Raw genomic sequence first — 24,781 nt, 5'->3', positions numbered from 1 at the left:
TTATATAATCTGCGCATGTTTGCGCACGTACACCCATGCTGACCGAACCCGACCCCGCCCTACAAGACGAAGAGACCGCCCATCAAGCCCAGTTCGTGGACTGGCTGCGCTCGGTCGCCCCATACATTCATGCATTCCGTGACAAGACCTTCGTGGTCGCCTTTGGCGGCGAACTGGTCGCGGCCGGCGGACTCGACTCCCTGATTCAGGACGTCGCGCTGCTCTGCGCCATGGGCATGCACATCGTGCTGGTGCACGGCTCGCGTCCTCAGGTCGAGGAGCAGATGCGCCTGCGACACATCGAATCGCACTTTGCCCAGCAATTGCGCATTACGGACGCCGCCGCCCTCGAAGCCGTGAAGGAAGCCGCGGGCGAACTGCGTCTGGATATCGAGGCGTCGATCAGCCAGGGGCTGCCGAACACGCCGATGGGCAATGCACGCATCAGCGTCGTGTCGGGCAACTTCGTCACCGGGCGCCCGGTCGGCGTGGTCGATGGCGTGGATTTCCAGCACACCGGCGTGGTTCGCAAGGTCGACGCCGAATCGATCCGTCTGTCGCTCTCGAACGGCAAGATCGTGCTGCTCTCGCCGCTCGGCTTCTCGCCCACCGGCCAGTCGTTCAACCTGACGATGGAAGATGTGGCGTCGTCCGCCGCGATCGCGCTACGTGCGGACAAGCTGATCTTCATTACCGAGATACCTGGCGTTCTCAACGAATACAACGAGTTGCAGCGCGAACTGACGCTCGAAGACGCGCAACGCATGCAATCGCAAGGCACCATCGATCGCGAATCGGCCTTCTATCTGAAGTACGCGACACGCGCCTGCCGCGCCGGCGTAGGCCGTGCGCACATCGTGCCGTTCTCGCTCGACGGCAGCATGCTGCTCGAACTCTTTTCACACGACGGCGTCGGCACGATGATCTCGTACGAGAATCTCGAAAGCCTGCGCGAAGCGACCATCGACGACGTCGGCGGGATTCTGCAACTCATCGAACCCCTGGAAGCCGACGGCACGCTGGTACGGCGCGGCCGCCACCAACTGGAACGCGACATCGACCATTTCTCGGTCATCGAGCACGACGGACGTCTGTTCGGTTGCGCAGCGCTTTACCCCTATCCGAGCGAACGCATCGGCGAGATGGCCTGCCTGACGGTGGACCCGGAAGCCCAGGGTTCGGGCGACGGGGAACGCCTGCTCAAGCACATCGAGCAACGTGCTCGCGCACGCGGCCTGGAGCGACTGTTCGTGCTCACGACCCGCACCGAGCACTGGTTCCTCAAGCGCGGCTTCGTCAAGGCCGGCGTCGACGATCTGCCTGCGGACCGCCGCCGCCTTTACAACTGGCAGCGCCGCTCGCTGGTGCTCATCAAGAAGTTGTAACCGGCACGGCAGGTGCCGCGCCGCCGGGGAGCTTTCCCTTGCATCCGCGCCCCCTGCCCCCATATCCGGATATCAGCCGCCGCCTATGCCCGCTTGCCCATGACCGTTCCGGCAATCCGGCATGAGCCGCAGCCCCCCATTCACACGACATACGACGATCACGAAGGAGTCCCCTCATGGCCCGCATGGTTCAATGCATCAAACTCGGCAAGGAAGCCGAAGGTCTCGATTTTCCGCCGATGCCCGGTGAACTCGGCAAGCGCCTCTGGGAAAGCGTCTCCAAGGAAGCCTGGGCCGGCTGGCTCAAGCAGCAAACGATGCTGATCAACGAGAACCGCCTCAACATGGCCGATCCGCGCGCCCGCCAATATCTCGTCAAGCAAACCGAAAAGTACTTCTTCGGCGAGGGCGCCGATGTGGCACAAGGTTACGTGCCGCCTCCCAGCGCCGAGTAATCTCTGACACCACGCCTCGCGCGGCGCGCCAACTAAACGACGCGCGCCTGCGGATCGGCATTCACGCCGATGGCGCGCGCGCCGCAGCGATGGCAGAAATGCGCGAATGCGTTTTTGCGCGTGTTGCACGTGCCGCAACGGTCGAACAGACAGATGCCGCAGTGCACGCAATAGTCGCGATCGGGGTCGTCGAGCTTCACCGGACGTTCGCACCCCGGACACACCGACTTCGCCAGACGCGCCTGCGCCAGATCGTAGGACAACGTCTTGCGACGCTCTTCGTCCGGCAACTGCTCTTCCGCTTTCTGCCTGGCGAGATAGCGCTGCAAGGAGACGATGGCATAGCGGCCGATCGATACCGTGAGCACGATACCGACGAGGTATCTGACATAGCCGCCGTAGTCCGGCAGATACGGCACCAGTTCCACGAAAAACGCGAACAGCGCGAAGAAGACGAAGCCCCATACGAATGGCCACCAGGTGCTCTTGCGTTGACGCACGAACAACCAGCCCGCAATCGCGAGCAACGGCAGCGTCAACGCCAGCCGGATGCCGAAAACCTTCAACTCCTGCGAACGCTGGATCGCCGCCAGCTGCTCGCCCGCCGCCTCATTCAGCGCAAAGCGCGCCGTGCGTGCCGCCTCGACTGCGCGCTGGGCATCGAGATGTCTCGCTTCGAGAGCGTCGATCCGGGTCTGCGCGTCGCGCTCGGCCGCCTTGAGCGTGTCGAGGGCGCGGGTGCGTGAGACGAGTTCGGCATCCTGGCTGGCCTGCGCCGTCGCGGTGCGCGTGGCCACCCAATCGTTGAACGACTCCCGTGCATTGCGATACGCCGTGCTGCGCGCCTTGAGTTGCAAGCGTGCCGTCTCCAGCTGACTCTCGATGTCTTCGAGCTGTGCTTGCGCTTGCTTGATGGCGGCATCGGCACGCTGGGCCTGTGCGGGATCGACGAACGACGCCAGCGTGGGCGCAGGCGCGACGCCCGGCAATTTGTCGACGACCAGGCCGCCAAGGCCAATGAGAAACGCCGCGAACAGCACGGCGATCAGCCAGAGGCCGCGGCGGAACCAGGTTTCGGGAAGACGACGCGATCCAGCCATCCAGCCCTCCCGGGTTCAGTCTTTGTAGTCGATGGTGCGCACCCCCGACGGCGTGCCCATCAGAGTCAGATCGGCGCCGCGTTGCGCAAACAGCCCCACCGTTACCACGCCCGGAATCTGGTTGACCTCCGCCTCGAACGCCACCGGATCGAGAATCTGCAATCCGTGCACGTCGAGAATCGCGCAACCGTTATCGGTCATGTACGGGCTGCCGTCGGCGCGCACACGCGCCTGCGGCTTGCCGCCGAGGGCTTCGAGCGCACGCGCGACGCTCGCCTGCGCCATCGGAATAACCTCGACGGGCAGCGGGAAAACGCCGAGCACGGCGACTTCTTTCGAGGCATCTACCACGCAGACGAACGTCCGGGCGACCGAGGCGACGATCTTCTCGCGCGTGAGCGCTCCGCCACCGCCCTTGACCATGTGGCCCAGCGCGTTGATTTCGTCGGCGCCGTCCACATAGACGGGCAAGCTGTCGATCTGGTTGAGGTCGAACACTTCGATGCCGTGCTTGCGCAGGCGCTCGGTGCTGGCTTCGGAGCTGGAAACCGCACCGCGGTAGCGCCCCTTGATGGCAGCCAGGGCGTCGATGAAGCAGTTGGCCGTGGATCCGGTGCCCACGCCGATCACGCTGCCCTCGGGCACGTGCTGGTTCACATAGTCGGCAGCGGCCTGACCGACCAAGCGTTTGAGTTCGTCCTGGGTCATGGGGAATTTCGGCAAAGTTTGGTAAAGTCGGAAGTTTACCGGAGTCGGGGACGGCGCGCCGTTTTTCGTCGGCGGCACACAGCGCCGCATCGTCGCGTCCCCGCCCGAACGCTTCTTCGCTGTTCCGGCCTGTCTCGCGGATTCGCGCATCGACGATCGCTCGGCATGAACGACATCATCGAAGATTGGCCGGATTTCATGTCACGCTGTGCAATTCTCGCAAGGCCGCCCTCATGAATCTGCTCGACCAACTCAAGCGTCACACCACCGTCGTGGCCGACACCGGCGACTTTCAGGCCATGGACGCCTACAAGCCGCAGGACGCCACCACCAATCCGTCGCTGATTCTCGGCGCCGTACAGAAAGACGCTTATCGCCCGATTCTCGAGCGCGTCGTCGACGAACACCGCGCGCACGGCACGCACGAGATCATCGACCGCCTGCTGATCGCCTTCGGCCGCGAAATTCTCGGCATCGTGCCGGGCCGCGTGTCGACGGAAGTCGATGCGCGACTGTCGTTCGACACTGCCGGGACGGTCGCACGCGCACGCAAGCTCATCGCGATGTACGAAGCCGAAGGTATCGAGCGCAAGCGAGTGCTCATCAAGATCGCCTCGACGTGGGAAGGCATTCGCGCCGCCGAGATTCTGGAGCGCGACGGCATTCGCTGCAACATGACGCTGCTGTTCTCGCTGGTGCAGGCCGCCGCGTGCGCCGAGGCGGGAGCGTGCCTGATTTCGCCGTTCGTCGGCCGCATTTACGACTGGTACAAAAAGTCGGCCGGCGCGAATTGGGACGAAGCCGCCAACGCCGGTGAAAACGATCCGGGGGTGCGCTCGGTTTCGGCCATCTACCGCTATTACAAGCATTTCGGCTACGGCACCGAAGTAATGGGGGCGAGCTTTCGCTCGACCGGTCAGATTCTCGCGCTCGCGGGCTGCGATCTGCTCACGATCAGCCCGGCACTGCTCGAACAGTTACGCACCACCGAAGGCGAAGTGAAGCGCCGGCTCGAAGTGAAGCAGGCGCGCGACGCGGACATCGAGCGGGTGAAGACCGATGAGCCGTCGTTCCGCTTCGCGCTCAACGACGACGCCATGGCCACGGAAAAACTCGCGGAAGGCATTCGCGCCTTCGCGGCCGACGCCATCAAGCTCGAAGCGCTGATCGACGCGACGCGCTGATCCCCGCTGTGATCGCCCGCGGGGTCCATCTCGCGGGCGTTTCTTCCCCCCTCGCTACTTCTCCTCCGCTTCTCCTCCGCTTCTCCCCCCGCTTCTTCCCCCGCTTCTTCCCGCTTCTTCCCGCTTCTTCCCGCTTCTTCCCGCTTCTCCCGCCTCCACCTCTCTAGCACCACCGCCCCAACGCTCGCGCGTCGCCACGTCGCCACGTCGCCACGTCGCCACGCGCCACGCGCCACGTCGTAAGATCGTCGGACCGCGACAGGCGAGTGACGTGAGCGCCTGCGCTGTTTTGGGCACAGGCATCGGGGCACGCGCCCAAAGCTCACCCACGAGCACATTATGCAAGTGGATGATTGCAGGCGGCATGCAGACTAGGTCTCACCTAAACGACTTCCGGCACGTGCTCCCGGCTGGGCGTGGCGCTCCCGCCTGTCGCAATATTCGGCTCTCGGGATGCCCCGCTCCATGCGCTGTGGCAACGAAACGAGTGCGCGCGTCGACAACGCTTCCATGTTTTCGCAAATTAATGCAGCAGGCAGCCTGTATCCGCCGTCGACGAGTTCCGCGTCGCCCGCTCAATCGTATGCCGCCGGCATGACGCCGCTCAGGGCGGACGACTTCGTCGCGCCCCAAAAGGTCTTTCCCCATTGGGACCAACGCCCTTCGATGTCGCTCCGGCCGCCGACGCCGCAAAGGTCCGCCGCTTTCCTTTCCCCTCGCTCGCCAAGCCTCTCCCCGCCCCTGAGCGACGTCAGCTTCTCGGACAGCCTTTCCAACGCGTTGCCGTCGCCCGGTGTGATCACATTCGACGAATTGACCGGCGAGGTGTTGAATTCGCTGCTCGCGCCAATGCCCGCGATCGATGACCTCCTCGATACGAAATTCACCAGCACCGTCGACGGGAAGCTGCTGGTGCACACGATTCCCACCGTACGCGTCAAGGATCCGTCGCCCTGCTTCGTCATGAAATACGGCAACGAGTACCGCATGACCAAGGAGACGCTCCACCCGGGCGAGCGCATTTCGTTTACCCGCCTGTCGCCGGAATGTCCGGAGGACCAGCACTACATCGCGCGTCACGACGCGCGAATGGCGGACAATACCAGCACGGTCGCGCACGTGCCCGCGCGGGTGATTCAGGTCACCCACGCGCAGTACAGGCACGAGACCGGGGAGATCGTAGCAACGGAGCATTCCGAGTTCGTCATCGTGAGCGATCCGTGGGGTGCCAATCCTCCACAGCGCATGCCCTATACCGTCTGCACTCGCATCGATCCATCATCGTCCCTCTCCATGCCCGCGCCCAGCATCAAACGTCTGCTGGGCAGCCCGGCACCACTCGGCTCGGAAATCGTGTCGCGCGAGACGATGAGCACGGGGTCAGGCTCACCGTCGCTTCCTGCCCAACCAGACCTCGAAGAGGTGCGGAGGCCGGGTTCGGCTTGCAGTGTCGAAATGCCGGACATCGTGCCACGCCCTCCCGTCGCTGACAAAGCCATGTCTGCGACCCTTCCGGATGACTCGACCATGCATTGCACTACGCCGGTTCCGATGCCTTACGTCAAGTTCTCTTCCTCGGTTCATACCATGGACATTTCGATCTACTGCAGCATCCTGGGTGAGGAACTCATTTTCCGGAACGAGACCGGCTGGAACATCGAACACCCGGAAGGCATCGAGCGTTTGTGGACGCGCCTATGCGGCGGCAGACTGGCGTTTGCGACATTCAGCACCGGTCGGGGAATGTTCGTGTATTTTGCGATAACGGGAACCCGGCAAGCCAGCCAGCTTGAGACATGCATTCACGAAGCGATGGGACGGGAGGACCAGGTCGCGACGAACCCGTTCACGTTTGTCGACGCCAATCGCCGTTTCAAACGGCATGTCCCGGACTCCGAGGCCGGCGAGATGTTTGCCGCCATGGGGATCCAGACGTCGGCTTGCGAGACGGTTCGCGCACGGCAGGACCCGTTGCAGATCGTTCGCGACGCCATCCGTCTTGACGTCAATGCCGGCGAGTTCACGACCGATATTCATCTCAACTGTCTGTTTGCCGGCGACACAAACGCCTGCGCCGGCGTGCTCAAGGAGCTGGAAGTCCACTCCGGCCGAAACGTAACGCTCGTTTGCCACCAGCACTTCGAGCCTATGGTTATCAACAGCCGCCACGGGGCGGCAAGGGCGATGCAGCGACTCTCGGAAATCGCACGGAAACTCACGGAACATGGCGCAAGGACTTACGAGGATGTCCGGAGGCGAGCCGCAATAGGCTTGCAGCAGCAGGGCATACCGGTCGCGCAGACTTCGCAAATCGCAAATGAACTCGCGAAATACCGGACAAGCACGGGCGAGAACGTCCTGACGCAACCCGCAAGACACTTGTTGCGCGAAGGGATGCTGGTCGCACAGATGCGTATGCTCCGAGTCGAACACTTCGATGATTCACCACGAGTGACCGGCATCAAGGCGAAATGCGCTATCGCCTACATTCGCTTGGTCGGTTGTCTGATACGCGCAAAGGTGCTGCCGGTCGACGAGGTGCTTGAAGCCCTGCAAACGCCGGCGGGGGTGGACTACATCTCGCAACTGGGCAAACGCATTTGCTTCGATGTCTACCTGCTCGAAGCGTTTGTGGCTTTCATACGCACACTTCAGCACGCGAACGCCCAAAACCTCGACATCGCCCGGATGCTGCTTCGCAAGCCCAGCGGTTTCGACTGGGACTTCTACAACGAACTGCTCGCACTGGATGCCGATCTCGTGCCATACCGCAATTCGTTACTCAAGCGCCTCGGCGAAATGAAAGTCAAACCGAAGACGGTAGTCGTTGGCAGCATGGTGCCGCTCAGGCAGATACTGAAGTTGCAACAAGGCGGTTACCACATCCCGCCGGAGGCAAAAAAACGGTTGAACGTCAGGTCATGGACGCTGGCGGAAGCGCTTGACTACGTCGTGCACACGTTTTCCGCTTCGGCGCTCAACGTGATCGAAGCAGAACAACTCCGCAAGGAACTCAACGAAATCATGCCTTCGCTAAGCGTCGGCGAACAACGGCAGATCAGAGCGTCGGCGGTCGAGGCGGTAGACCAGATGTGGCAGGAGGAATTTCCGGGCGAGCAGGCGGGGTCGTCGCTGACGCGAAGCATATTGGATGAAGTGGGGCGCAGGCTGGGCGCTGCGCTCAGTCAGCCGCGCAAGGCGGAAATCGATGCCCTTGTTGCCAGTACGCAGGCGCGCTGGATTCACTGCCGAAGCGAGAATCCGCATCTGAGCGATGTCATGTTGGAAAGGGAATTCGACACCATCGTCGCAGACGCCTTGCAAGGGTATGAAAGTATCATTTCAGGCGACAGCGCTCTGAAGACCGATGTGCAAGCGTTGGTGCATGCGCATGCGCGGGATCGCGTGCAAGCGGCCGTGGCGGACGACACGGCGCATCGGGCCGTGAATGCGGCGCTCGGCGCCGCCGCAGCGCAAGAGCGACTTGCCGAAGCGGCCAGGCGCGCCACAGCCGCACAAGCGGCCAAGCGGGCGATGGAAAAGGAACTGAGTAACGAGCAAGCCTCAGTGAAGCGGGCCCGCGATCTCGCTTCCTTTGCGAAAGAGCAGCTCATCGCAAGCGGGGCCAGGGGCGAACACGTCCCACGTGAACGACCGGCACGACGCGCAAATAACAAGGAGTTGCCCTCAAGCACGGCGTTGGTAGCCCGCCTCGAGAGATTGCGAAGCGGCGCAAGCACGTTTGACGCCCGTGTACCGGCTTCCGGCAAAGCATCGCCGTCAGCCGTGGCATCGTCGTCGGCCGTCGCATCGACGTCGGCGTCCAGGTCCGGGCGCAAGCAGCGCACGGCGGTGCCGCAATAGCGCAGGGGCGAGCACGTCAACCCTCGCCAACTCGCTCAATTCACTCTACATCTGCCCTCATGCCTACGAATCCGCTCCCATCGTGCGCGACAGGCGCCATCCTCCCCGCGCAGCAGGATACGGCGCGTGACGTTGATCCGAATCGGCCGGAGAACATGGCCTGGCAGCGGACTTTCGCAGGCGCGGCCCACGCACCATCGGAGCCATCTCGATCATGGGACACCTCGCGCGCGTCACAGGAACGGCTGCATGATGCCGACTTTTCCGTGGAACTGGCGTACGCCGGAAACCGGCAGGTCGTTGTCCAGCAGTTCGATCCGGCCATGCACAGGGACATTCCGGTCGTTTATCGGGCGCTATTGGGACCCGACGCGGTGTGCACGAGAGGCGGTGCCTGGACCATCGCGCACGCACCGGACGTCATGAACATGCAGTCCGAAATTGCCAACAACCTGATGTTCGTCATGTTCGGCACGCCGCGTGGCTACCTGATTTACTTCGCGCAGGACCCGGACCCGGTTCACGGCACCACGCCCAGGCTGTACGTTCACGAACGCATGGGGGACGCCGACTGCCGGCAGGAGCGACTGGTGTGGGTGGTGGACGCGCGCCGACGTTTGCGCAATCTCGAGAACGCGAGGGCGAAGGCGTCTCATGTGGCTGCCAGCAACACGACGGAACGCGCGCCGCATGCGACACCAACCGCCGCGCAGGTCATCGCCGAGGCAATCCGAAACGACGCGACAGGCGTGCAGATCAATACCACCATGCTCGTCAGCCGGATGATCGATGCCGGCACGTCGGGCGACGCCCCGCTGGAAGCACTGCACGAAGTGGCACATTGCGATATCCGCTACATCTACCTGGTGGCCTCCGACAGGCGCGCCGCGAATAGCCATATCGAGGCCATTCGCCACCTGCAAAGGTTGGCCGACGTCGTCGCCGAGTTGCGCGGCGCATCGTCCGCCGCCGGCGCTCGCGGCATTGACGAGACGGCGGCAAGCCGGCTGCTCGAACCGGATATCGTCGGGCCCCTTGCCAGGGCGCTTATGTTCGTCCATTCCGATTCCCCACACACCGCGAAGCTCACGCTCACGTGCACCGTCGAATATCTTCAGTTGCTCGCCGCCCTGATTCCCCCCATGACGCTGCCTGTCGACGCGGTCTTCGACATGCTGGATCAGACGCCAGAAGGGCAATACTTCATCTCCATGCTCGGCCGTCGGGCGGCGGCGCACCCCACACTCGCCCGCGCCTTCATCGGTCTGCTGGATACGATTGTCGCGCAGGGGTGCGCGGCGCACCGTGTGGCCGACATGCTGAGGACACCGCCCGGATTTATCTTCAATGGCGTTCGCTACAAGGGATTCGTCAAGGAACTGGACGTCCGCAATCCTTCGACCTCCGGGCATGCCGGGTGGATTCTCGATCAACTGCGGGTCAGGGAGTTCTATTGCAAGTCGACAAAAAACGCTGTCGCAGCACGCGTCAGGGCTCACCTCATGCGGCCATTCCGGCGCGAGCGCGCGCTTGCGGACGAGGTGCATATCGAGACAATGCGAATGCCACGGCTCGAAGCCGCACTCGACCGGCTCTTCGACACCCTTCGTCCCGAAGCACTGGCGGAAATGGCAAAGATCAACCTGCGCGCGACAATGCATGCGGGCATGCCCACCGTCACGGCGCAGGACAAGGCCGATCTTCGGGACATCGTCGCACAGGCGGCGACCGAAGGATGGCGCAGGATGGTGCCGAACGAGGACCCACCGCGCAGCCTCATGGATGGGTTGATCAATAGCGCCGGGCCGTCGTATGAGAACGCAATGCACGCGGCCCGGTTCGATGCGCGCAATCGCATCGTTGAAACGGAGGTAGACGCGTACGGCAAATTCCTCATGGCATATCGCTACGTTCCGGTGCGTACAGTGCATGAGCGGTTTCAAGCGCACGTGGGCGCTGCCGCAGCGGCGTACCAGATGCTGACCGACAAGCAGGCCGGCACGCCGGACGCAACGGCACAGGCACTCGTCGCGCAGCGTTCCGCGGCGGCGGCAACGCAGGCGGCCCGTCGTGCGGCGCACGATCTCACCGCACGCGCACTCATCGCCGCGCAACAGGAGGCCCGGCACGACGCGAAACGCCAGGCGTATATCGAGGCCTCGCGCGCGACGCGGGACGTTACCGACGCGGCTCTCGCAAAATCAAGACAGAGCGGCCAGGAGCGAAGCCGGCAAACGGCGTGCCAGGCCAGCGTTACAGCACTACGAGAGGCGGAAACCCAATCGCGGCAAAAAGCGGAAAAAGCAGAGAAAGCGGCACGGGAACAGGCACAACGCGTAGCCGGCGCGAGATCGGAACGGGCGGCGCGCAAGTTCCAGGAAGCCCAGGAACTCGACAGGCGGCGTGTCGAAGCGGTAAGGACGGAACAACTGGCCAGTTTCAGCACGGTCAGTATGACGCCCAGCGAGAAAGAGGCCTGGCGCCTTGAGACCGCGCTCCCGGAGCCGCCCGTGACCGATCCCGGCGGCGGGTACGAGGGTGCGACCGACCGAATCAATCGGCTCCGGGCAAAGCTCCATGTTTCCTGACGACATCGCCGAGAAGACGTGCGGCCGTCGCTGCACCGTGGCCGCCCTTATGCGTTATCGGCCGCCCTTCGCGGCCGCCGAGCGTTGGCGCACAGCCTCGTAAAGACACACGGCGCTGGCGACCGAAACGTTCAGGCTCTCGCAGCCGCCGGCCATCGGAATGCGCATGCGCTCGTCACAGGTTTCGCCCACAAGGCGTCGCATGCCTTCGCCCTCCGCGCCCATCACGATCGCCATCGGGCCGGTGAGCTTCGTGCCGTAGATATCAGCCGGTGCATCGTCGGACGTGCCGACCACCCAGATGCCGCGATCCTTGAGTTCGCGCAGCGTGCGCGCCAGATTGGTCACCATGATGTAGGGCACCGTCTCGGCCGCGCCGCTCGCCACCTTGGCGACCGTCGCATTCAGGCCGACGGCGCGATCCTTCGGCGCAATTACCGCGTGCGCCCCCGCGCCGTCGGCCACGCGCAGACAGGCGCCGAGGTTATGCGGATCGGTTACGCCGTCGAGCACGAGCAGCAGCGGATCGCCCGAAATGCCGTCGAGCAGTTCGTCGAGATTGAGCGCGAGCGAGACTTCCTGCGCCTGCGCCACAACGCCCTGATGGCGCGACGTGCCGGCCATGCCGTCCAGACGCTTGCCGTCGGCCTGAATGACTTTGATCTTCACGCCCGGCGCATTCTTGAATGTCTCGACCGCTTTCAGAAAGTCCGTCATGCGGCGGTCGCGTCGGCTCGGGTCGTAATAGATTTCCTCGATGCTGCTCGCGTCGTGACGCAGACGGGCAGTCACGGCATGAAAGCCGAACAGCAATTTCAATTTGCTCATGTCATATCCTCAAAATAGCGTGTGCCCCGGGCCATCGCCACGCATCGACGCGCCGCCTGGCCGACGGGCGGCCGCGCTCGCGGACAACTGCGCCGCCCAAAGCACGACGGCGGCGGGAGCCCATGTGAGCCACCGCCGCCGCAATTCATCGCGGGTACCGAAGCCGGTCGTCTCCGGCAAAGGCGCCTATCTTACTGCAAACCGCCCGGCGCGCCGCCGCTCGACGAGACATCCCGTCGAAACCACGGCACAAAGCCACGCGCACACCGGTCAGCGGCGCGGCTTTTTCGCCTGACCGCCCGGACCGCCCTGACGTTTCGCCGGCGCCTTGCCGCCACCGCTTCCACCGCCAGCACCACCACTACGCTTCGCGGAGCCCGCACCCCGTTCCGCGCGTGCGGCCTTCACCTTGGCCGACTTCGGCTTGGCCGGACGCTTGCCGGCCGGCGCGGGTTGCACGCCGTTGAGCAACGCGCCGCCCTTGGGCAACTGACGAATGCTCGGTCCGGGGCTCGCCGAACCGGCGATACCGGGCGTGCCCGCCGCCGGCGACGGCGCGGGCGCGCCACCCCGCTCGCTGCGACCGGACGTCTTGGCCAGCGAGCGGGCGTTCGGTTCGCGCACGAGGCGGAAGTCGATCTTGCGAGCGTCCAGATCCACACGGCTTACCTGCACGCGCACGCGATCGGTCAGCCGATAGCGAATGCCCGTACGCTCGCCGCGCAACTCGTGGCGAACTTCGTCGAACTGGAAATAATCGCTGCCCAGTTCCGTGACGTGAACGAGGCCTTCGATGAACAGGTCGTCGAGCTGCACGAAGATGCCGAACGAGGTGACGGCGCTGACCGTGCCACCATATTCCTCGCCAAGCTTGTCGCGCATGAAGTAGCACTTGAGCCAGGCCTCCACGTCGCGCGAGGCTTCGTCGGCGCGGCGCTCGTTGGCGGAGCAATGCAGGCCGAGTTCGTCCCAGATCGCGACGCGCTTTTTCACGGCCGGCGACTTCTTGCCTTTGGCGTCGTCGTCCTTCTGAAGCTTGCGGGCATGCGGCGACAACCCCGTCGTCAGCTCCACACCGGCCGGAATCTCCGGCTCGTACTTCTTGCCGGCGAGGATCGCCTTGATGGCACGGTGCGTAAGCAAGTCCGGATAGCGACGAATCGGACTCGTGAAGTGCGTGTAGGCCGGGTACGCGAGACCGAAGTGGCCGATGTTGTCCGGGCTGTAGACGGCCTGCTGCATCGAGCGCAGCAGCATCGTCTGGAGCATGGGCGCGTCGGGCCGTGTTTCGATCTGCGTCATCAGTTCCGCATAATCGGACGTGGCCGGCTCGTCGCCGCCGCCGAGCGAGAGCCCAAGCGTTTTGAGGAACGTGCGCAGCACCTGGAGGCGTTCGCCGGACGGCCCCGCGTGAATGCGATAAAGGCCCGCCTGCTTGTGGCGTTTGAGGAAATCCGCCGCACACACGTTGGCCGTGAGCATGCACTCCTCGATGAGACGGTGGGCATCGTTTCGCGTGCGGGGCAGAATCTGTTCGATCTTGCCCTGCGCGTTGCATACGATGTACGTCTCCGTCGAATCGAACTCGATGGCGCCGCGCGATTTACGCGCCTTGGCGAGCACCTTGTACAACTCGTACAGATTCTGGAGGTGCGGCAGCAGCGCGGCACGCCGCTGCGCTTCGGCGCCCTTCGTATTACCGAGCACGGCCGCGACTTCCGTGTAGGTCAGACGCGCCGCGGAGTGAATAACCGCCGGATAGAACTGGTATGCCTTCACTTCGCCGTTCGGCGCGATGAGCGCATCGCACACGAGGACACAGCGGTCGACGTCCGGGTTCAGCGAACACAGGCCGTTCGAAAGCTTCTCCGGCAGCATCGGAATGACACGGCGCGGGAAATAGACGGAGGTGCTGCGCGTGAGCGCATCGGCGTCGAGCGGGCCGCCCGGCACGACATAGTGCGACACATCGGCGATGGCGACGATCAGACGGAAGCCGTTGCTGCGTCCGACCTTGGCGGGTTCGCAGTAGACGGCGTCGTCGAAGTCGCGGGCATCTTCGCCGTCGATCGTCACCAGCGGGACGTCGCGCAGGTCGATGCGATGGCGCAGGTCGGGGGTGCGCACCTCATCGGGAAGCGCGCCGGCGGCGGCGAGCGCTTCGGCGGAGAACTGATGCGGCACACCGTACTTGCGCACGGCGATTTCGATTTCCATGCCGGGGTCGTCGATATCGCCGAGGACTTCCGACACTCGGCCGATGGGCTGGCTGTAGCGGCTGGGGTAATCGGTGAGTTCGACGGAGACGACCTGCCCGACTTTCGCTTTGCCCTGGGCGCGCGGCGGGATGAGGATATCGTGACCGATGCGCTTGTCTTCGGGCGCGACGACCATGACGCCGTTCTCGTTGAGAAGACGCCCGATGACGTGGGTGTTGGCGCGGCTCACGACTTCGACGATATGGCCTTCGGGGCGACCGCGGCGATCGTAGCCGGCGATGCGCAGCAGGACCCGGTCGTTGTGCATGACCTTCTTCATTTCCTCGTTCGGAAGGAAGAGATCGTCGCCGTCGTCGTCACGCACGGCGAAGCCGTAGCCATCGCGATGGCCGATGACACGGCCCGCGATGAAGTTCGACGGATGCGTCAGTTGATAGTAGCCACGCCGGTCGAGGCGGATCTGGTCATCGCGCTCCATGGCGGCAAGGCGCTTGAAGAAACCTTCGCGCTCCTGCTTCTTGATGGCCAGGGCTTCGGCGATATCGTTGGCGGACAGCGCGGAGTCGGCGGTGCGCAGGACACCGAGGATTTCTTCGCGGCTCGGGATCGGATAGGGATATTTGCTCAAAGGTCGGTAGCGTTACTGTGCCGGTGGAATCCGGCCGAGTGGCGCACCATGCGCCCGACGGTCCGTGGTGTTGTATGACGCGCGGGGAGCGGCGTCTTACAGTCAGCGACAATCATACGGCAAACCTCACGAAAACTGCCACCTGTGCGGAATTTGAGCGTGCCGATGGAAGCGAGCGAGGGAAACGAAAATATTTCACCTGAAAGTGTTGACACTCCCGCGTCACATACGGATAATCTCACTTCTTCGCAGCGAGCAAGCAGTAAGCGAGCTGACGGGGCCCAGATGGCGGAATTGGTAGACGCACTAGTTTCAGGTACTAGCGGGTAACACCGTGGAGGTTCGAGTCCTCTTCTGGGCACCAGACAAATTCGGAAAGCCGATGATCGAAAGATCGTCGGCTTTTTTCATTCCTGCCCTGAAAGCGGTGTCCCCGCGCGCGTTGCCCGGTGCCCCGGAAGGCCTCGCTTCGAGGCGGCATCGGCCCCAACGTCCCCCAAACACCGGCCCGCCATCTCACGCAGCCAGATCCCCATGGGATTCCCCGACGTCCTGCGATGCCACCCGACGGCAACGCTGAACACCTCCGGCATGACATCGAGATCGATGCATCTCAACCGGCACGCCGTCGCGACCGAACGAGGCACGAAAGCGAGCGCGTCGTTGAAATCGAGAAACGGCTTGAGTGAGGTGTAACAAGCCAGCGTCGCCACCGGCGCACAACGCACCCCGTGCGCAGCAAGAAACTGCGACACGAGATCGCCCGAATAACTGCTGCTGTGCGCAAAATCCACGCGCGCAAACTTTCCGACATCCGCGACGTCCCGGATCTCGCCCGCGATCCGGGAGCCCTCCCCCACAACGCAGCAGTACTGCTCATCCGCAAGCGCCGTTCTCATTAGCGAGCCATCGAAAAACGCGGAGAACCCGAGCACCAGTTCCGCATCGCCTTTTGCGAGTTGTGCCGCATGGGTCGCGCCATCGAAATCCAGCACCTTGAACCGGATACCCGGCGCAGCCTCACGAACCCTCGCGAGGAATCTGGGCAGCATCGACATCTGCGCGTACTCGTTGGCGATGACGCCGACACACCGATCCACCGACGCCGGGTCGAACATCTCCGGACGAAATACGCCGTCGACCTCATCGAGCGCGCGCTCGAACTTGCGGGCCACTTCCAGCGCAAAATCCGTCGGCTCGATTCCGTTGCTATGGCGCAGAAAAATCTCATGTGGCAGTGCATCCCGGAGCCGCTTCAGATACCCGCTGATCGCCTGCTGCGACATGCCCGTTTCGAAGGCCACTTTCGATGCACTTTTCTCTCGCACGAGTCGCAGAAAAATTCGCATATGTTTGAGATCGACACTATCCACAACGATTCCTTGTAACGGATACAACTGGCACTTGATTTACCACTGAGCAGTGGATTTTTATGATGGCACCTCGTTTTCGAATGGACCGAACGAGGAAAACCAAATGAGTCTCGGCATCAAGAACAGGCAGGATCAAAAGCGCGTGATCGTCATTGGCGCGAAAGGGCACATCGGACAGGCAGCCATGACCGATCTCGGTGAGCATGAGGTCATCATGGCCAGCCGGCGCGGCGGTGGCGGCGACGCGCGACATCTGCGGGTCGACATCACCGACGTCGACTCGGTTTCGACGCTGTTCCAGGACGTCATCGAACACCACGGGCCGTTCGACGCCGTCATCAGCGCAGTGGGGCATTGCGAATACGCCGATTTCGAATCGATGACGAACGACCAATGGGCCACCACCATCGCAAGCAAGCTGGTGGGCCAGATGAACGTCGTACGGGAAGGGTTGAAATACATCCGCGAGGGCGGATCCTTCACATTGATTTCCGGCATTCTCAACGTCAAACCGATGCCGAAAGGCATTGCGGATGCCACCACCAGCGGCGCCATCGACACCTTCGTCAAATGCGTCGCGCACGAACTGCCGCGAGGCATCCGGATCAACGCCGTGAACCCCACGGTGATCGAGTCCGCCTGGGAAGACTACCGGGACATGATGCCCGGCTATCAACCGGTCGCCGACAAATTGGTCGGCAAGGCGTTTCGGCGATGCGTCGACAGCTTCATTACCGGACAGGTCATTTTCGTGGATGCGTGATGCGCCGTCCATGACGTGACGAAAAACAAGGGCGATTCCCCGTGAATCGCCCTTCTGCGTTTTGCGAGACGTTTTCGGCCAAGCGGCGTCGCGGCGATGTGAATGTGTAGCGTTTGCGTCACTTCACGCCCGGCGCCGTCCGGAGTCCCGGGGAAATCGGTAGAATTTGCCTCACAAAAAATTGAATACCGTTCAACGGACGCTTAATTCGTTGGGCTTGTCGGGTGTTTTGGTTTTCGTTGCTTGATACTTGTTGGGAAATACATGCCTGCCTTCACTCGCGGCGAGCTTGCCGATTTGAACGTTTTTGTCACCATCTGCCGCCGGCAGAGTTTCCGTGAGGCCGCCGCAGAACTGGGCGTGACGACCTCCGCACTGAGCCACGCGATGCGCAATCTGGAGGCGCGTCTGGGCGTGAAGTTGTTGAATCGCACGAGTCGCTCCGTCTCGCCCACGGCTGCCGGCGCGGCCCTGGCGAAGGAATTGGAACAGGGCCTTGAGCAGATTGCGTCCGCGATCGGCGCGCTCGACCGATATCGAGCGTCGCCGGCCGGGCGTCTGCGCCTGAACGTGCCGCGCGACGCGGCGCGTTTGCTGCTCGATCCGATCCTGCCGCGTTTCGTGGCGTCTTATCCGGACATCGAGCTGGACGTGACCGTCGACGACCGGATGCTGGACATTGTGGCCGAGGGTTTCGATGCAGGCATGCGTTATGGCGACACGGTGCCGGGTGACATGATTGCAACGCCGCTCACGCCCGCGCTCAGGTGGATTGTGGTGGCATCGCCGAAGTACATTGCGCGCCATGGGCGGCCGAAGGTGCCGCAGGACTTGATGTCGCACAATTGCATCCGGATGCGCCTGGGCGACAACACGCTGTACAAGTGGGAGTTGGGCAATGGTGCGACGGCGCTGGAGCTGGATGTGCCGGGCGCGTTGAGCATCAACGAAAGCGACGGCGTGATTGCGGCCGCCGTTGGGGGTCTCGGGCTGGGGTATGTCCTGGAGCGCAACGTATCGACGGAACTGGCGAATGGCACGCTGGAGGCAGTATTGACGGATTGGGCGGTGGACGGCCCACCCCTGTCGATGTATTACCCAAGCCGGCGCCAGACATTACCGGGCTTGCGTCATTTGATCGACATGATCCGCTCGGAGCATATGGGGCGGGCGGCGTGAGTTCGAAGGCGCCGCGGCGGGGATGGACGGGATGCGCGAAAGATTTTTGAATTTTTTTGCATCCCAGTGTTGACAGCCCCAAGCGCCCTCGGCATAATCTCACTTCTTCGCAGCGAGCAAGCAGTAAGCGAGCTGACGGGGCCCAGATGGCGGAATTGGTAGACGCACTAGTTTCAGGTACTAGCGGGTAACACCGTGGAGGTTCGAGTCCTCTTCTGGGCACCAAACAAATTCGGAAAGCCGATGATCGAAAGATCGTCGGCTTTTTTCATTCCTGTCCCGAAAGCAGTGTCCGCGTACGTTGTGCGCCCCCCCCCCCTCGGAAAGCATCGCGATGCCGAGGTCACGCACCGCAACCCGGCCCTCGCCTTACCTCCGCCCCGGAATAAGCATCCAACGAAAAAATAGTTGTGTTGCCGAATGTCGGTGGGGAGGATGGATGTTTTGCCGGAAAAGGCGCTTGGAGGCGGGGGTTTGACATGGCGCGGGATCGAAGTGCTTTGGCGGAGGTCGCGCAGACGGCGGACGCGACGGGGGTCACGCTCTCATGCGCGAGCACGCCGATGGCGCTTTCGGGCCACCCCGACCATCCCGAGCAGGTCGCCGACTGGTTGCTCGCGGGGCTCGAACTTAAAAGCACGCTATTCCACGTCGGCGAATATTGCGGTGTTTATCAGGCGTCCACGGCGGGCTACCAGCGGGCAAGCTTCCACGTGGTACTGGACGGCGGCTGCTATCTGCACCTCGACGCCGGCGCGGGCCGCTCGCCCCGTACGCTCACGTTGAACGCGGGCGATGCCGTTTTTCTGCTCTCCGACGTAGCCCATGCCCTCACCCCGGACGCGACGCCGCCGGCCGACCTCACGGCACGCGCGGGCAAGATGACGCCGCTGCCCTCCACGCCGCGCACAGCGCCCGGCACGGGGACCACCGTCGCCCTCGCCTGCGGCTTCTTCGAATTCCGCACCGAGCTGGACACGCTGGTCCTGGGCATGCTGCCGAACCCGATCGTTGCCCGCCGCGACAGTGGCCGGCTGGCGGGCATGACCCAGATCTTCGCGCTGATTCAGGCGGAAGCCCGCCGGCCCGGCGATACGCCGTCGCCCCTGCTTGCCCGGCTCACCGATCTGCTTTTCTACTACGCGTTGCGCGAAGCGGTGCATGCGCAGGACGTCGCTCCGGGGATGTGGCGGCTGATGCGTCGCGATGCATTCGGGCGTCTTGCCGCGGCGATCATCGAGTCGCCGGGGGAGCGTTGGACGACAGACAGCATGGCCGAATTCGTCCACATGTCACGAGCGCGTTTCTGCAAGCAATTCGCGGAGATCGGCGGCCAGCCGCCCGCGCAATTCGTCACACTTGTGAGGATGAAAACAGCGGCTGCGCTGCTTCGCGCCGGCGTGCCGCTACCGGAGGCCGCCGAACAAGTCGGCTACCAATCCGAATCGGCGTTTGCGCAGGCCTTCAAGCGCGTGACGGGCATCCAGCCAGGCGCGTGGCGGCGCCAGACGGCCGGCGCGGCCCCGCAAACGACATCGCCGTCGCCATTGCCATCGCCGCGCACGGCCACCGCCTCGACGGCGTACCCGCTTCACTGATCCGCACGCCGCGCGAACCCTGGCACCGCACCACCGCCACCTTTTTCGGAAACGCCGCAAGCGCAAACCCATCCCAGGACGAGCCGGCCGTCGGCCACATCCGCCGCCCGATGAGACAAATCCGCAGAATTTTCAGACGGGCGCGCATTGAGCGCTCCTCCGGCCTTGCGCACAATGGATGCTCGATTGTAAGGAGCCCGATATGAGCCGACTGCCATTGCATACCCTTGAGACCGCCCCGGAGGCGAGCCGTCCGTTTCTGGAAAAGTCGCTCGCGGCGAACGGATTCCTGCCGAATCTGGTCGCGTCGCTCGCCAATGCCCCCACCGCGCTGGAAACCTATCTGAGCGTCGGCGCCATCAACGCTCGCGCCAGCCTCACGCTCGCCGAACGCGAGGTCGTGCAGATCACTGCCGCCGGCATTCACGGCTGCGGTTTCTGCGTGGCGGGCCACACCGCCGTCGCGCTCAAGAAGGCGCAATTGCCCGAAGCGCTCCTCAATGCAATCCGCGATCAGGACAAACTCTCCGACGCCAGGCTGGACGCTGTCGCCGTCTTCACGCGCGCCATCATTGCCACACGGGGTGCGGTGTCGGACGCCAAACTCGCCGCCTTCAAGGCAGCTGGCTTCGACGATGCCGCCGCGCTGGAAGTGGTGCTTGGCGTGTCGCTCGCCACGCTGTGCAACTTTTCGAATAATCTTTCGCAGAACGAACTGAACCCCCAACTGGCGGCCTACCGCTGGGAACCGAAGGCGAAGGCAGCATGAGCACCCACGCCAGCCTGTGCGGCCTGGCCGCGCGCGCACCAGCGCTAGCGGCCTGGCTCGACGCCCACGCCGAAACGCTAGACACCGACGCGACGCTCAGCGGCGACGTCGTTCCGCAACTGGCGAGCGCCGGGCTATTGCGCATCGGCGTGCCGGCCGAACTCGGCGGGGCTGGCGGCACCATTGGAGATGCCATCGACAGCGTCGCCGACGTGGCCGGGCATTCGTTCGCGGCGGCCTTCGTGCTGTGGGGACAGCGCACGTTCATTGAATATTTGCTGCAAAGCCCGAACCGGGGCCTGCGCGAGCGGCTGTTGCCCGCCCTGCTCAGCGGCGAACTCGCCGGTGCTACCGGGCTGTCGAACGCCATGAAGTACCTCTGTGCCATAGAGCCACTGCAAATTCGTGCAACGCAGACCACGGGCAGCAACAGCGCCCCGGCCTGGCGAGTGAACGGCGGGCTGCCCTGGATCACGAACCTGCGCAAACAGGGATTCGTCGCCGCGGCTGCCGTCGATCATGAGGCTGGCGGTGCACCGTCGATCTTCGCCATCGCGCACCATGCGCCGGGCGTAGCACGTAGCGACGATCTGGACCTGATCGGCCTGCGCGGCACGAACACAGCGGCATTGCAGATGACCGATACGCCGCTGACCGAGGACGACCGCATTGCCGAGAATGCACCGGCGTGGCTCACACGCGTTCGCCCCGCATTCCTTGGCTTGCAATGCGGCATGTCGCTGGGCCTCGCGCGACGTAGCCTGACGGGGACCCACGACGGCGGGCCGGGCGCCCGTGCGGCCGTCGCCGACGACGTCGCCGCGCTCACGGAACAACTCGATACCCTGACCGCACGCCTGAAGACCGGGGTGGCGCAAGGCGAATTCGTCGACACACCGGCAAGTCTCTTCAAGCTGCGCATTGCGCTGGCGGAACTGGTTCACGACGCCGCCACGCTCGAAGTGCAAACTGGCGGAGGACGCGGTTATCTGCGCGGTGTCTCGGGGGTGGCGCGGCGTCAACGCGAGGCCGCCTTCGTGCCGATCGTCACGCCAAGCCTCGTGCAGCTGAAAAACCAGCTCGCGGCGCAACGGGCGCAACAACCCAAGACTGGAACGGTTTCATGACCCAGCCCACGGCGGCGCAACGCGCGAGCACCGAAACATTCATCGCCGCAGCGCGCGAAGATGCTCCACGCGCGTTGCCGGGTGAACCGTCGCCCGCCTCCTCGAACCCATCGCCGTCGGCTGCGCCATTTCTTACGTTGCGCGACATCGGCCTGTCTTATGGCAAGCACGCGATCTTGCGAGGCGTCGATCTTTCGGTGGCGCGGGGGGAACTCGTTTCCGTGCTCGGGCCGAGCGGATCGGGCAAATCGACCCTGCTTCGCATCGCAGCCGGATTGCTCATGCCGAGCCACGGCACGGTCGCCGTCGACGGCGCGCCGCTTGCCGGCCCTCGCCCGGACGTCGCGCTCGCCTTTCAGGATCCCTGCCTGCTGCCATGGCTCTCGGTGGAGCGCAATGTCGCCTTCGGTCTGACATTCGCGCGCCAGCCGGTACTGTCTCGCGACACGCGCCGTGCACGCATCGACGCCGCGCTGGAAGAAGTCGGCCTCGCCCACGCCCATCACCTGCACCCACGCCAGCTCTCGGGCGGTATGGCGCAGCGGGTGGCGTTGGCGCGCTGCCTCGCGCGTCAGCCCCGTGCACTGCTTCTCGACGAACCGTTCGGCGCGCTCGACGAAGTCACGCGCGCCGACATGCAACGTCTTCTCGCGACGGTCGTGCGCGATACGGGTGCGGCCACCGTCCTCGTCACCCACGACATCGACGAAGCATTACTCGTCTCGGACCGCATCGTTCTGCTCGGCAATCAGGGCCGCACGTTGGCCCAGTGGCATATCGACGTGCCGTCGCCGCGCGGTGCGCAGGTGCAAGCGCTCGGTGCGCTGCGCATCGAGGTCCTTCAGGCGTTGCAACTCGCGATGTCCCGCGACGCAACGGTGCTTCATCCAACACGATAGGTTTTGACGACCAAACTTTCGGGGATTCCCAGACCATGTGCCAAATTTCCCGCCGCGAATGGCTGAAACTCGCTTCGATGATGACCGTCGCCGGCGCGGCGCCGTTACTGGCATCGGCCGCGGCGCGCGCCGCCGCCGAGCCGGATGCGCCATTACGTATCGGTTATCTGCCGATCACCGATGCCACGCCGCTGCTCGTCGCACACCACAACGGGTATTTCGAGCAGGCGGGCATCAAGGCCGAAAAGCCGACCTTGCTGCGTAGCTGGGCACAGTTGATCGAGGCATTTCTCTCGGGGCAGGTCAACGTCGTTCACCTGCTCTCGCCCATGACGGTGTGGGCGCGTTACGGCAGCCAGGCACAGGCCAAGGTAGTCGCATGGAATCACGTCAACGGCAGTGCGATCACGGTCGCGAACGAGATCGACAAGGTCGGCGAACTCGGCGGCAAGACCGTCGCCGTGCCGTTCTGGTATTCGATCCACAACGTTGTGCTGCAAGGCCTGCTGGCCGCAAACGGGCTGACGCCGGTGCTCAGGAAGAGCGGTGCCCCCGCGGCCAATGAGGTCAACCTGATCGTCATGGCGCCGTCGGACATGCCGCCGGCGCTCGCGGCGAAACAAATCGCGGGTTATATCGTCGCCGAGCCGTTCAACGCGGCGGCGGAGAATCTCAAGGTCGGCAAGATTCTGCGTTTCACCGGCGACGTCTGGAAGAACCATGCGTGCTGCGTTGTCACCATGCACGAGCGCGATCTGTCGACACGCCCGGAATGGTCGCAAAGGGTGGTGGACGCTATCGTCAAGGCGCAGGCCTGGACGCGTGCGCATCCGGAAGACGCCGCCCGTCTGCTCTCGAAGGAAGGGGAAAACCGCTATACGCCGCACCCCTTCCAGGTGTTGCAACGCGTGTTGGCGTCGTCCGCATCCGAGCAAGGCCGCTATCTCGCCGACAAGGCCATCGTGCACGCCGACTGGCACGAGAAGCGCATCGACTTCCAGCCGTACCCCTATCCAAGCTACACGGAAGCCTTGGTGCGCCACATGCAAAAGACGCAGGTCGAAGGCAATGCGCAATTCCTCGCGAAGCTCGATCCGGCGTTTGTCGCGCGCGACCTCGTTGACGATCGCTTCGTCAAAAAGAGCATCGCCGCCGTGGGCGGCATGAAAGCGTTCGGGCTGCCGGACGGATTTACGCGTCGGGAGGTGATCGTTGTCTGATCTTGCGTCCGAGCGCGTGAATCCGCCGGTCGTCGACGCCGCGCGCTCGTTCATCCACGCGGCGGGGACGACGGGAACTACAGGGACTCCGGGGACCACAGGGACAACAAGCCCTCGCCCTGCATGGCGGGCATGGTTGGGGCTCGCCGGCCTCGTCGGCATCGTGGCGATCTGGTGGCTGGGCATCGCGCTTTTCACGACGTCCGGTTCGCTGGCGTCGCAATTCTCCCCACCGGCGGCGGTCCGCGCCTTGCCCGATCTGTTCCGCGACGAGCAATTGGGTCTGCACATTCTCGCCAGTTTGAGGCGCATCGCGGTAGGTCTCGCATGGGCCATCGGGTTGGGCGTGCCGCTCGGATTTCTTATTGGACGCGTGCGCTGGCTCGACACGGCGCTGACTCCGTCGTTGCAGTTTCTGCGCATGGTGTCGCCCCTGTCCTGGATGCCGGTTGCCGTGATGTCCCTCGGCGTCGGCGACCCGGCTGTGTACTTCCTGCTCGCGTTCGCAGCGCTATGGCCGCTCGTCATGAGCACGGCGGCTGGCGTCACGCACATCGACGGTCGTTGGGTGCAACTCGGGGAAAGTCTTGCGGCGACGCGCCGGGAAATGCTCTGGCATGTCTACGTCCCGGGTATCGCGGCGCATGTACTCACGGGCGTGCGGCTCGCGATCGGCATTCTCTGGATCGTGCTGGTGCCGGCGGAAATGCTCGGCGTCAATGCGGGGCTGGGCTATCTCATTCTCGATACGCGCGACCGGCTGGCGTACTCGGAACTGGCGGCGGTCATTCTGGTGATCGGTGTGCTGGGCTTCGCGCTCGACTGGGTCGCGCGATTCGTCTATCGGCGGTTTGGCGGGGCGATGCGCGACGAGTAGCGCGGAAGGAACGAATC

18 protein-coding genes and 2 tRNA genes are annotated in these 24,781 nt (G+C 63.8%); 15 read left to right on the top strand and 5 right to left on the bottom strand.

The features are described from left to right. Positions 1–35 precede the first annotated feature (35 nt). Positions 36–1,385 carry an amino-acid N-acetyltransferase gene (argA, locus tag AB870_RS09490; RefSeq protein ID WP_047907802.1) on the top strand — a complete coding sequence of 450 codons (1,350 nt, stop codon included), beginning with the start codon at positions 36–38 and terminating at the stop codon, positions 1,383–1,385. A 176-nt stretch (positions 1,386–1,561) separates the two neighbouring features. Next, complete coding sequence (locus AB870_RS09485; protein WP_044455490.1) at positions 1,562–1,840, top strand: oxidative damage protection protein; 279 nt, start codon at positions 1,562–1,564, stop codon at positions 1,838–1,840. Positions 1,841–1,872: 32 nt separating this feature from the next. On the opposite strand, the gene AB870_RS09480 is transcribed toward AB870_RS09485, so the two are convergent. Both AB870_RS09480 and rpiA read right to left on the bottom strand, forming a co-directional pair. Then, positions 1,873–2,940, bottom strand: coding sequence for a serine endopeptidase (locus AB870_RS09480; protein WP_047907801.1), 1,068 nt, complete (start codon positions 2,938–2,940; stop codon positions 1,873–1,875). Positions 2,941–2,955: 15 nt separating this feature from the next. Next, the gene (gene rpiA, locus AB870_RS09475; RefSeq protein WP_047907800.1) at positions 2,956–3,648 is read right to left on the bottom strand and encodes a ribose-5-phosphate isomerase RpiA; all 693 of its coding nucleotides are present in this window, start codon (positions 3,646–3,648) and stop codon (positions 2,956–2,958) included. Positions 3,649–3,881: 233 nt separating this feature from the next. Here rpiA and tal point away from each other — a divergent pair, with 233 nt between their 5' ends. The 3 genes from tal (at position 3,882) to AB870_RS09460 (ending at position 11,284) form a co-directional block, all read left to right on the top strand. Then, positions 3,882–4,832 carry a transaldolase gene (gene tal / locus AB870_RS09470; RefSeq protein ID WP_047909027.1) on the top strand — a complete coding sequence of 317 codons (951 nt, stop codon included), beginning with the start codon at positions 3,882–3,884 and terminating at the stop codon, positions 4,830–4,832. Between the two features lie 510 nt (positions 4,833–5,342). Continuing rightward, positions 5,343–8,696: a hypothetical protein gene (locus tag AB870_RS09465; RefSeq protein WP_157112283.1), complete on the top strand. Its 3,354-nt coding sequence runs from the start codon at positions 5,343–5,345 to the stop codon at positions 8,694–8,696. Positions 8,697–8,962: 266 nt separating this feature from the next. Further along, complete coding sequence (locus tag AB870_RS09460; protein ID WP_047907797.1) at positions 8,963–11,284, top strand: hypothetical protein; 2,322 nt, start codon at positions 8,963–8,965, stop codon at positions 11,282–11,284. A 54-nt stretch (positions 11,285–11,338) separates the two neighbouring features. On the opposite strand, the gene rlmB is transcribed toward AB870_RS09460, so the two are convergent. Both rlmB and rnr read right to left on the bottom strand, forming a co-directional pair. Beyond that, a complete protein-coding gene (rlmB, locus tag AB870_RS09455) occupies positions 11,339–12,112 on the bottom strand; it encodes a 23S rRNA (guanosine(2251)-2'-O)-methyltransferase RlmB (RefSeq protein ID WP_047907796.1) in 774 nt (257 codons plus the stop codon). A 270-nt stretch (positions 12,113–12,382) separates the two neighbouring features. Continuing rightward, a complete protein-coding gene (rnr, locus tag AB870_RS09450; protein ID WP_047907795.1) occupies positions 12,383–14,959 on the bottom strand; it encodes a ribonuclease R in 2,577 nt (858 codons plus the stop codon). Positions 14,960–15,238: 279 nt separating this feature from the next. Between rnr and AB870_RS09445 the strand changes: the two genes are divergently transcribed. Beyond that, positions 15,239–15,323, top strand: a tRNA-Leu gene (locus AB870_RS09445). Between the two features lie 43 nt (positions 15,324–15,366). On the opposite strand, the gene AB870_RS09440 is transcribed toward AB870_RS09445, so the two are convergent. Further along, the gene (locus tag AB870_RS09440) at positions 15,367–16,308 is read right to left on the bottom strand and encodes a LysR family transcriptional regulator (protein ID WP_053059647.1); all 942 of its coding nucleotides are present in this window, start codon (positions 16,306–16,308) and stop codon (positions 15,367–15,369) included. 127 nt (positions 16,309–16,435) lie between these two features. Between AB870_RS09440 and AB870_RS09435 the strand changes: the two genes are divergently transcribed. From AB870_RS09435 to AB870_RS09395, 9 genes are all read left to right on the top strand, one after another. Next, positions 16,436–17,095, top strand: coding sequence for a short chain dehydrogenase (locus AB870_RS09435; RefSeq protein WP_047907794.1), 660 nt, complete (start codon positions 16,436–16,438; stop codon positions 17,093–17,095). A 264-nt stretch (positions 17,096–17,359) separates the two neighbouring features. Further along, positions 17,360–18,274 (top strand): LysR family transcriptional regulator, encoded by a 915-nt coding sequence (locus AB870_RS09430; RefSeq protein WP_047907793.1) that lies wholly within the window; start codon positions 17,360–17,362, stop codon positions 18,272–18,274. A gap of 140 nt (positions 18,275–18,414) precedes the next feature. After that, positions 18,415–18,499: transfer RNA gene (locus AB870_RS09425), tRNA-Leu, on the top strand. A gap of 338 nt (positions 18,500–18,837) precedes the next feature. Then, positions 18,838–19,872 (top strand): AraC family transcriptional regulator, encoded by a 1,035-nt coding sequence (locus AB870_RS09420; RefSeq protein ID WP_084664111.1) that lies wholly within the window; start codon positions 18,838–18,840, stop codon positions 19,870–19,872. 202 nt (positions 19,873–20,074) lie between these two features. Beyond that, a complete protein-coding gene (locus AB870_RS09415; protein WP_047909024.1) occupies positions 20,075–20,641 on the top strand; it encodes a carboxymuconolactone decarboxylase family protein in 567 nt (188 codons plus the stop codon). Beyond that, positions 20,638–21,768, top strand: a complete 1,131-nt coding sequence (locus AB870_RS09410; RefSeq protein WP_047907792.1) for an acyl-CoA dehydrogenase family protein — start codon at positions 20,638–20,640, stop codon at positions 21,766–21,768. Before AB870_RS09415 ends, AB870_RS09410 begins: the two co-directional genes overlap by 4 nt. Next, on the top strand, positions 21,765–22,667 hold the full coding sequence (locus AB870_RS09405; protein WP_084663502.1) for an ABC transporter ATP-binding protein: 903 nt from the start codon (positions 21,765–21,767) through the stop codon (positions 22,665–22,667). Before AB870_RS09410 ends, AB870_RS09405 begins: the two co-directional genes overlap by 4 nt. A 35-nt stretch (positions 22,668–22,702) precedes the next feature. Continuing rightward, on the top strand, positions 22,703–23,887 hold the full coding sequence (locus tag AB870_RS09400) for an ABC transporter substrate-binding protein (RefSeq protein ID WP_047907791.1): 1,185 nt from the start codon (positions 22,703–22,705) through the stop codon (positions 23,885–23,887). 136 nt (positions 23,888–24,023) lie between these two features. Next, positions 24,024–24,764, top strand: coding sequence for an ABC transporter permease (locus tag AB870_RS09395; RefSeq protein ID WP_237170124.1), 741 nt, complete (start codon positions 24,024–24,026; stop codon positions 24,762–24,764). Positions 24,765–24,781: the final 17 nt, after the last annotated feature.

It is taken from the genome of Pandoraea faecigallinarum (assembly GCF_001029105.3).
GTDB lineage: Bacteria > Pseudomonadota > Gammaproteobacteria > Burkholderiales > Burkholderiaceae > Pandoraea > Pandoraea faecigallinarum.
Note: the sequence above shows the minus strand (reverse complement) of the source record. Positions and strands in the feature narration are given on the sequence as shown.

Coding starts and splice junctions, on each gene's coding strand:
- AB870_RS09440 (WP_053059647.1), bottom strand. CDS start 16,308: ATGCGAATTTTTCTGCGACTCGTGCGAGAGAAAAGTGCATCGAAAGTG.
- AB870_RS09435 (WP_047907794.1), top strand. CDS start 16,436: ATGAGTCTCGGCATCAAGAACAGGCAGGATCAAAAGCGCGTGATCGTC.
- AB870_RS09480 (WP_047907801.1), bottom strand. CDS start 2,940: ATGGCTGGATCGCGTCGTCTTCCCGAAACCTGGTTCCGCCGCGGCCTC.
- AB870_RS09420 (WP_084664111.1), top strand. CDS start 18,838: ATGGCGCTTTCGGGCCACCCCGACCATCCCGAGCAGGTCGCCGACTGG.
- argA (WP_047907802.1), top strand. CDS start 36: ATGCTGACCGAACCCGACCCCGCCCTACAAGACGAAGAGACCGCCCAT.
- AB870_RS09405 (WP_084663502.1), top strand. CDS start 21,765: ATGACCCAGCCCACGGCGGCGCAACGCGCGAGCACCGAAACATTCATC.
- tal (WP_047909027.1), top strand. CDS start 3,882: ATGAATCTGCTCGACCAACTCAAGCGTCACACCACCGTCGTGGCCGAC.
- AB870_RS09400 (WP_047907791.1), top strand. CDS start 22,703: ATGTGCCAAATTTCCCGCCGCGAATGGCTGAAACTCGCTTCGATGATG.
- rpiA (WP_047907800.1), bottom strand. CDS start 3,648: ATGACCCAGGACGAACTCAAACGCTTGGTCGGTCAGGCCGCTGCCGAC.
- AB870_RS09485 (WP_044455490.1), top strand. CDS start 1,562: ATGGCCCGCATGGTTCAATGCATCAAACTCGGCAAGGAAGCCGAAGGT.
- AB870_RS09430 (WP_047907793.1), top strand. CDS start 17,360: ATGCCTGCCTTCACTCGCGGCGAGCTTGCCGATTTGAACGTTTTTGTC.
- AB870_RS09415 (WP_047909024.1), top strand. CDS start 20,075: ATGAGCCGACTGCCATTGCATACCCTTGAGACCGCCCCGGAGGCGAGC.
- AB870_RS09410 (WP_047907792.1), top strand. CDS start 20,638: ATGAGCACCCACGCCAGCCTGTGCGGCCTGGCCGCGCGCGCACCAGCG.
- rlmB (WP_047907796.1), bottom strand. CDS start 12,112: ATGAGCAAATTGAAATTGCTGTTCGGCTTTCATGCCGTGACTGCCCGT.
- AB870_RS09465 (WP_157112283.1), top strand. CDS start 5,343: ATGTTTTCGCAAATTAATGCAGCAGGCAGCCTGTATCCGCCGTCGACG.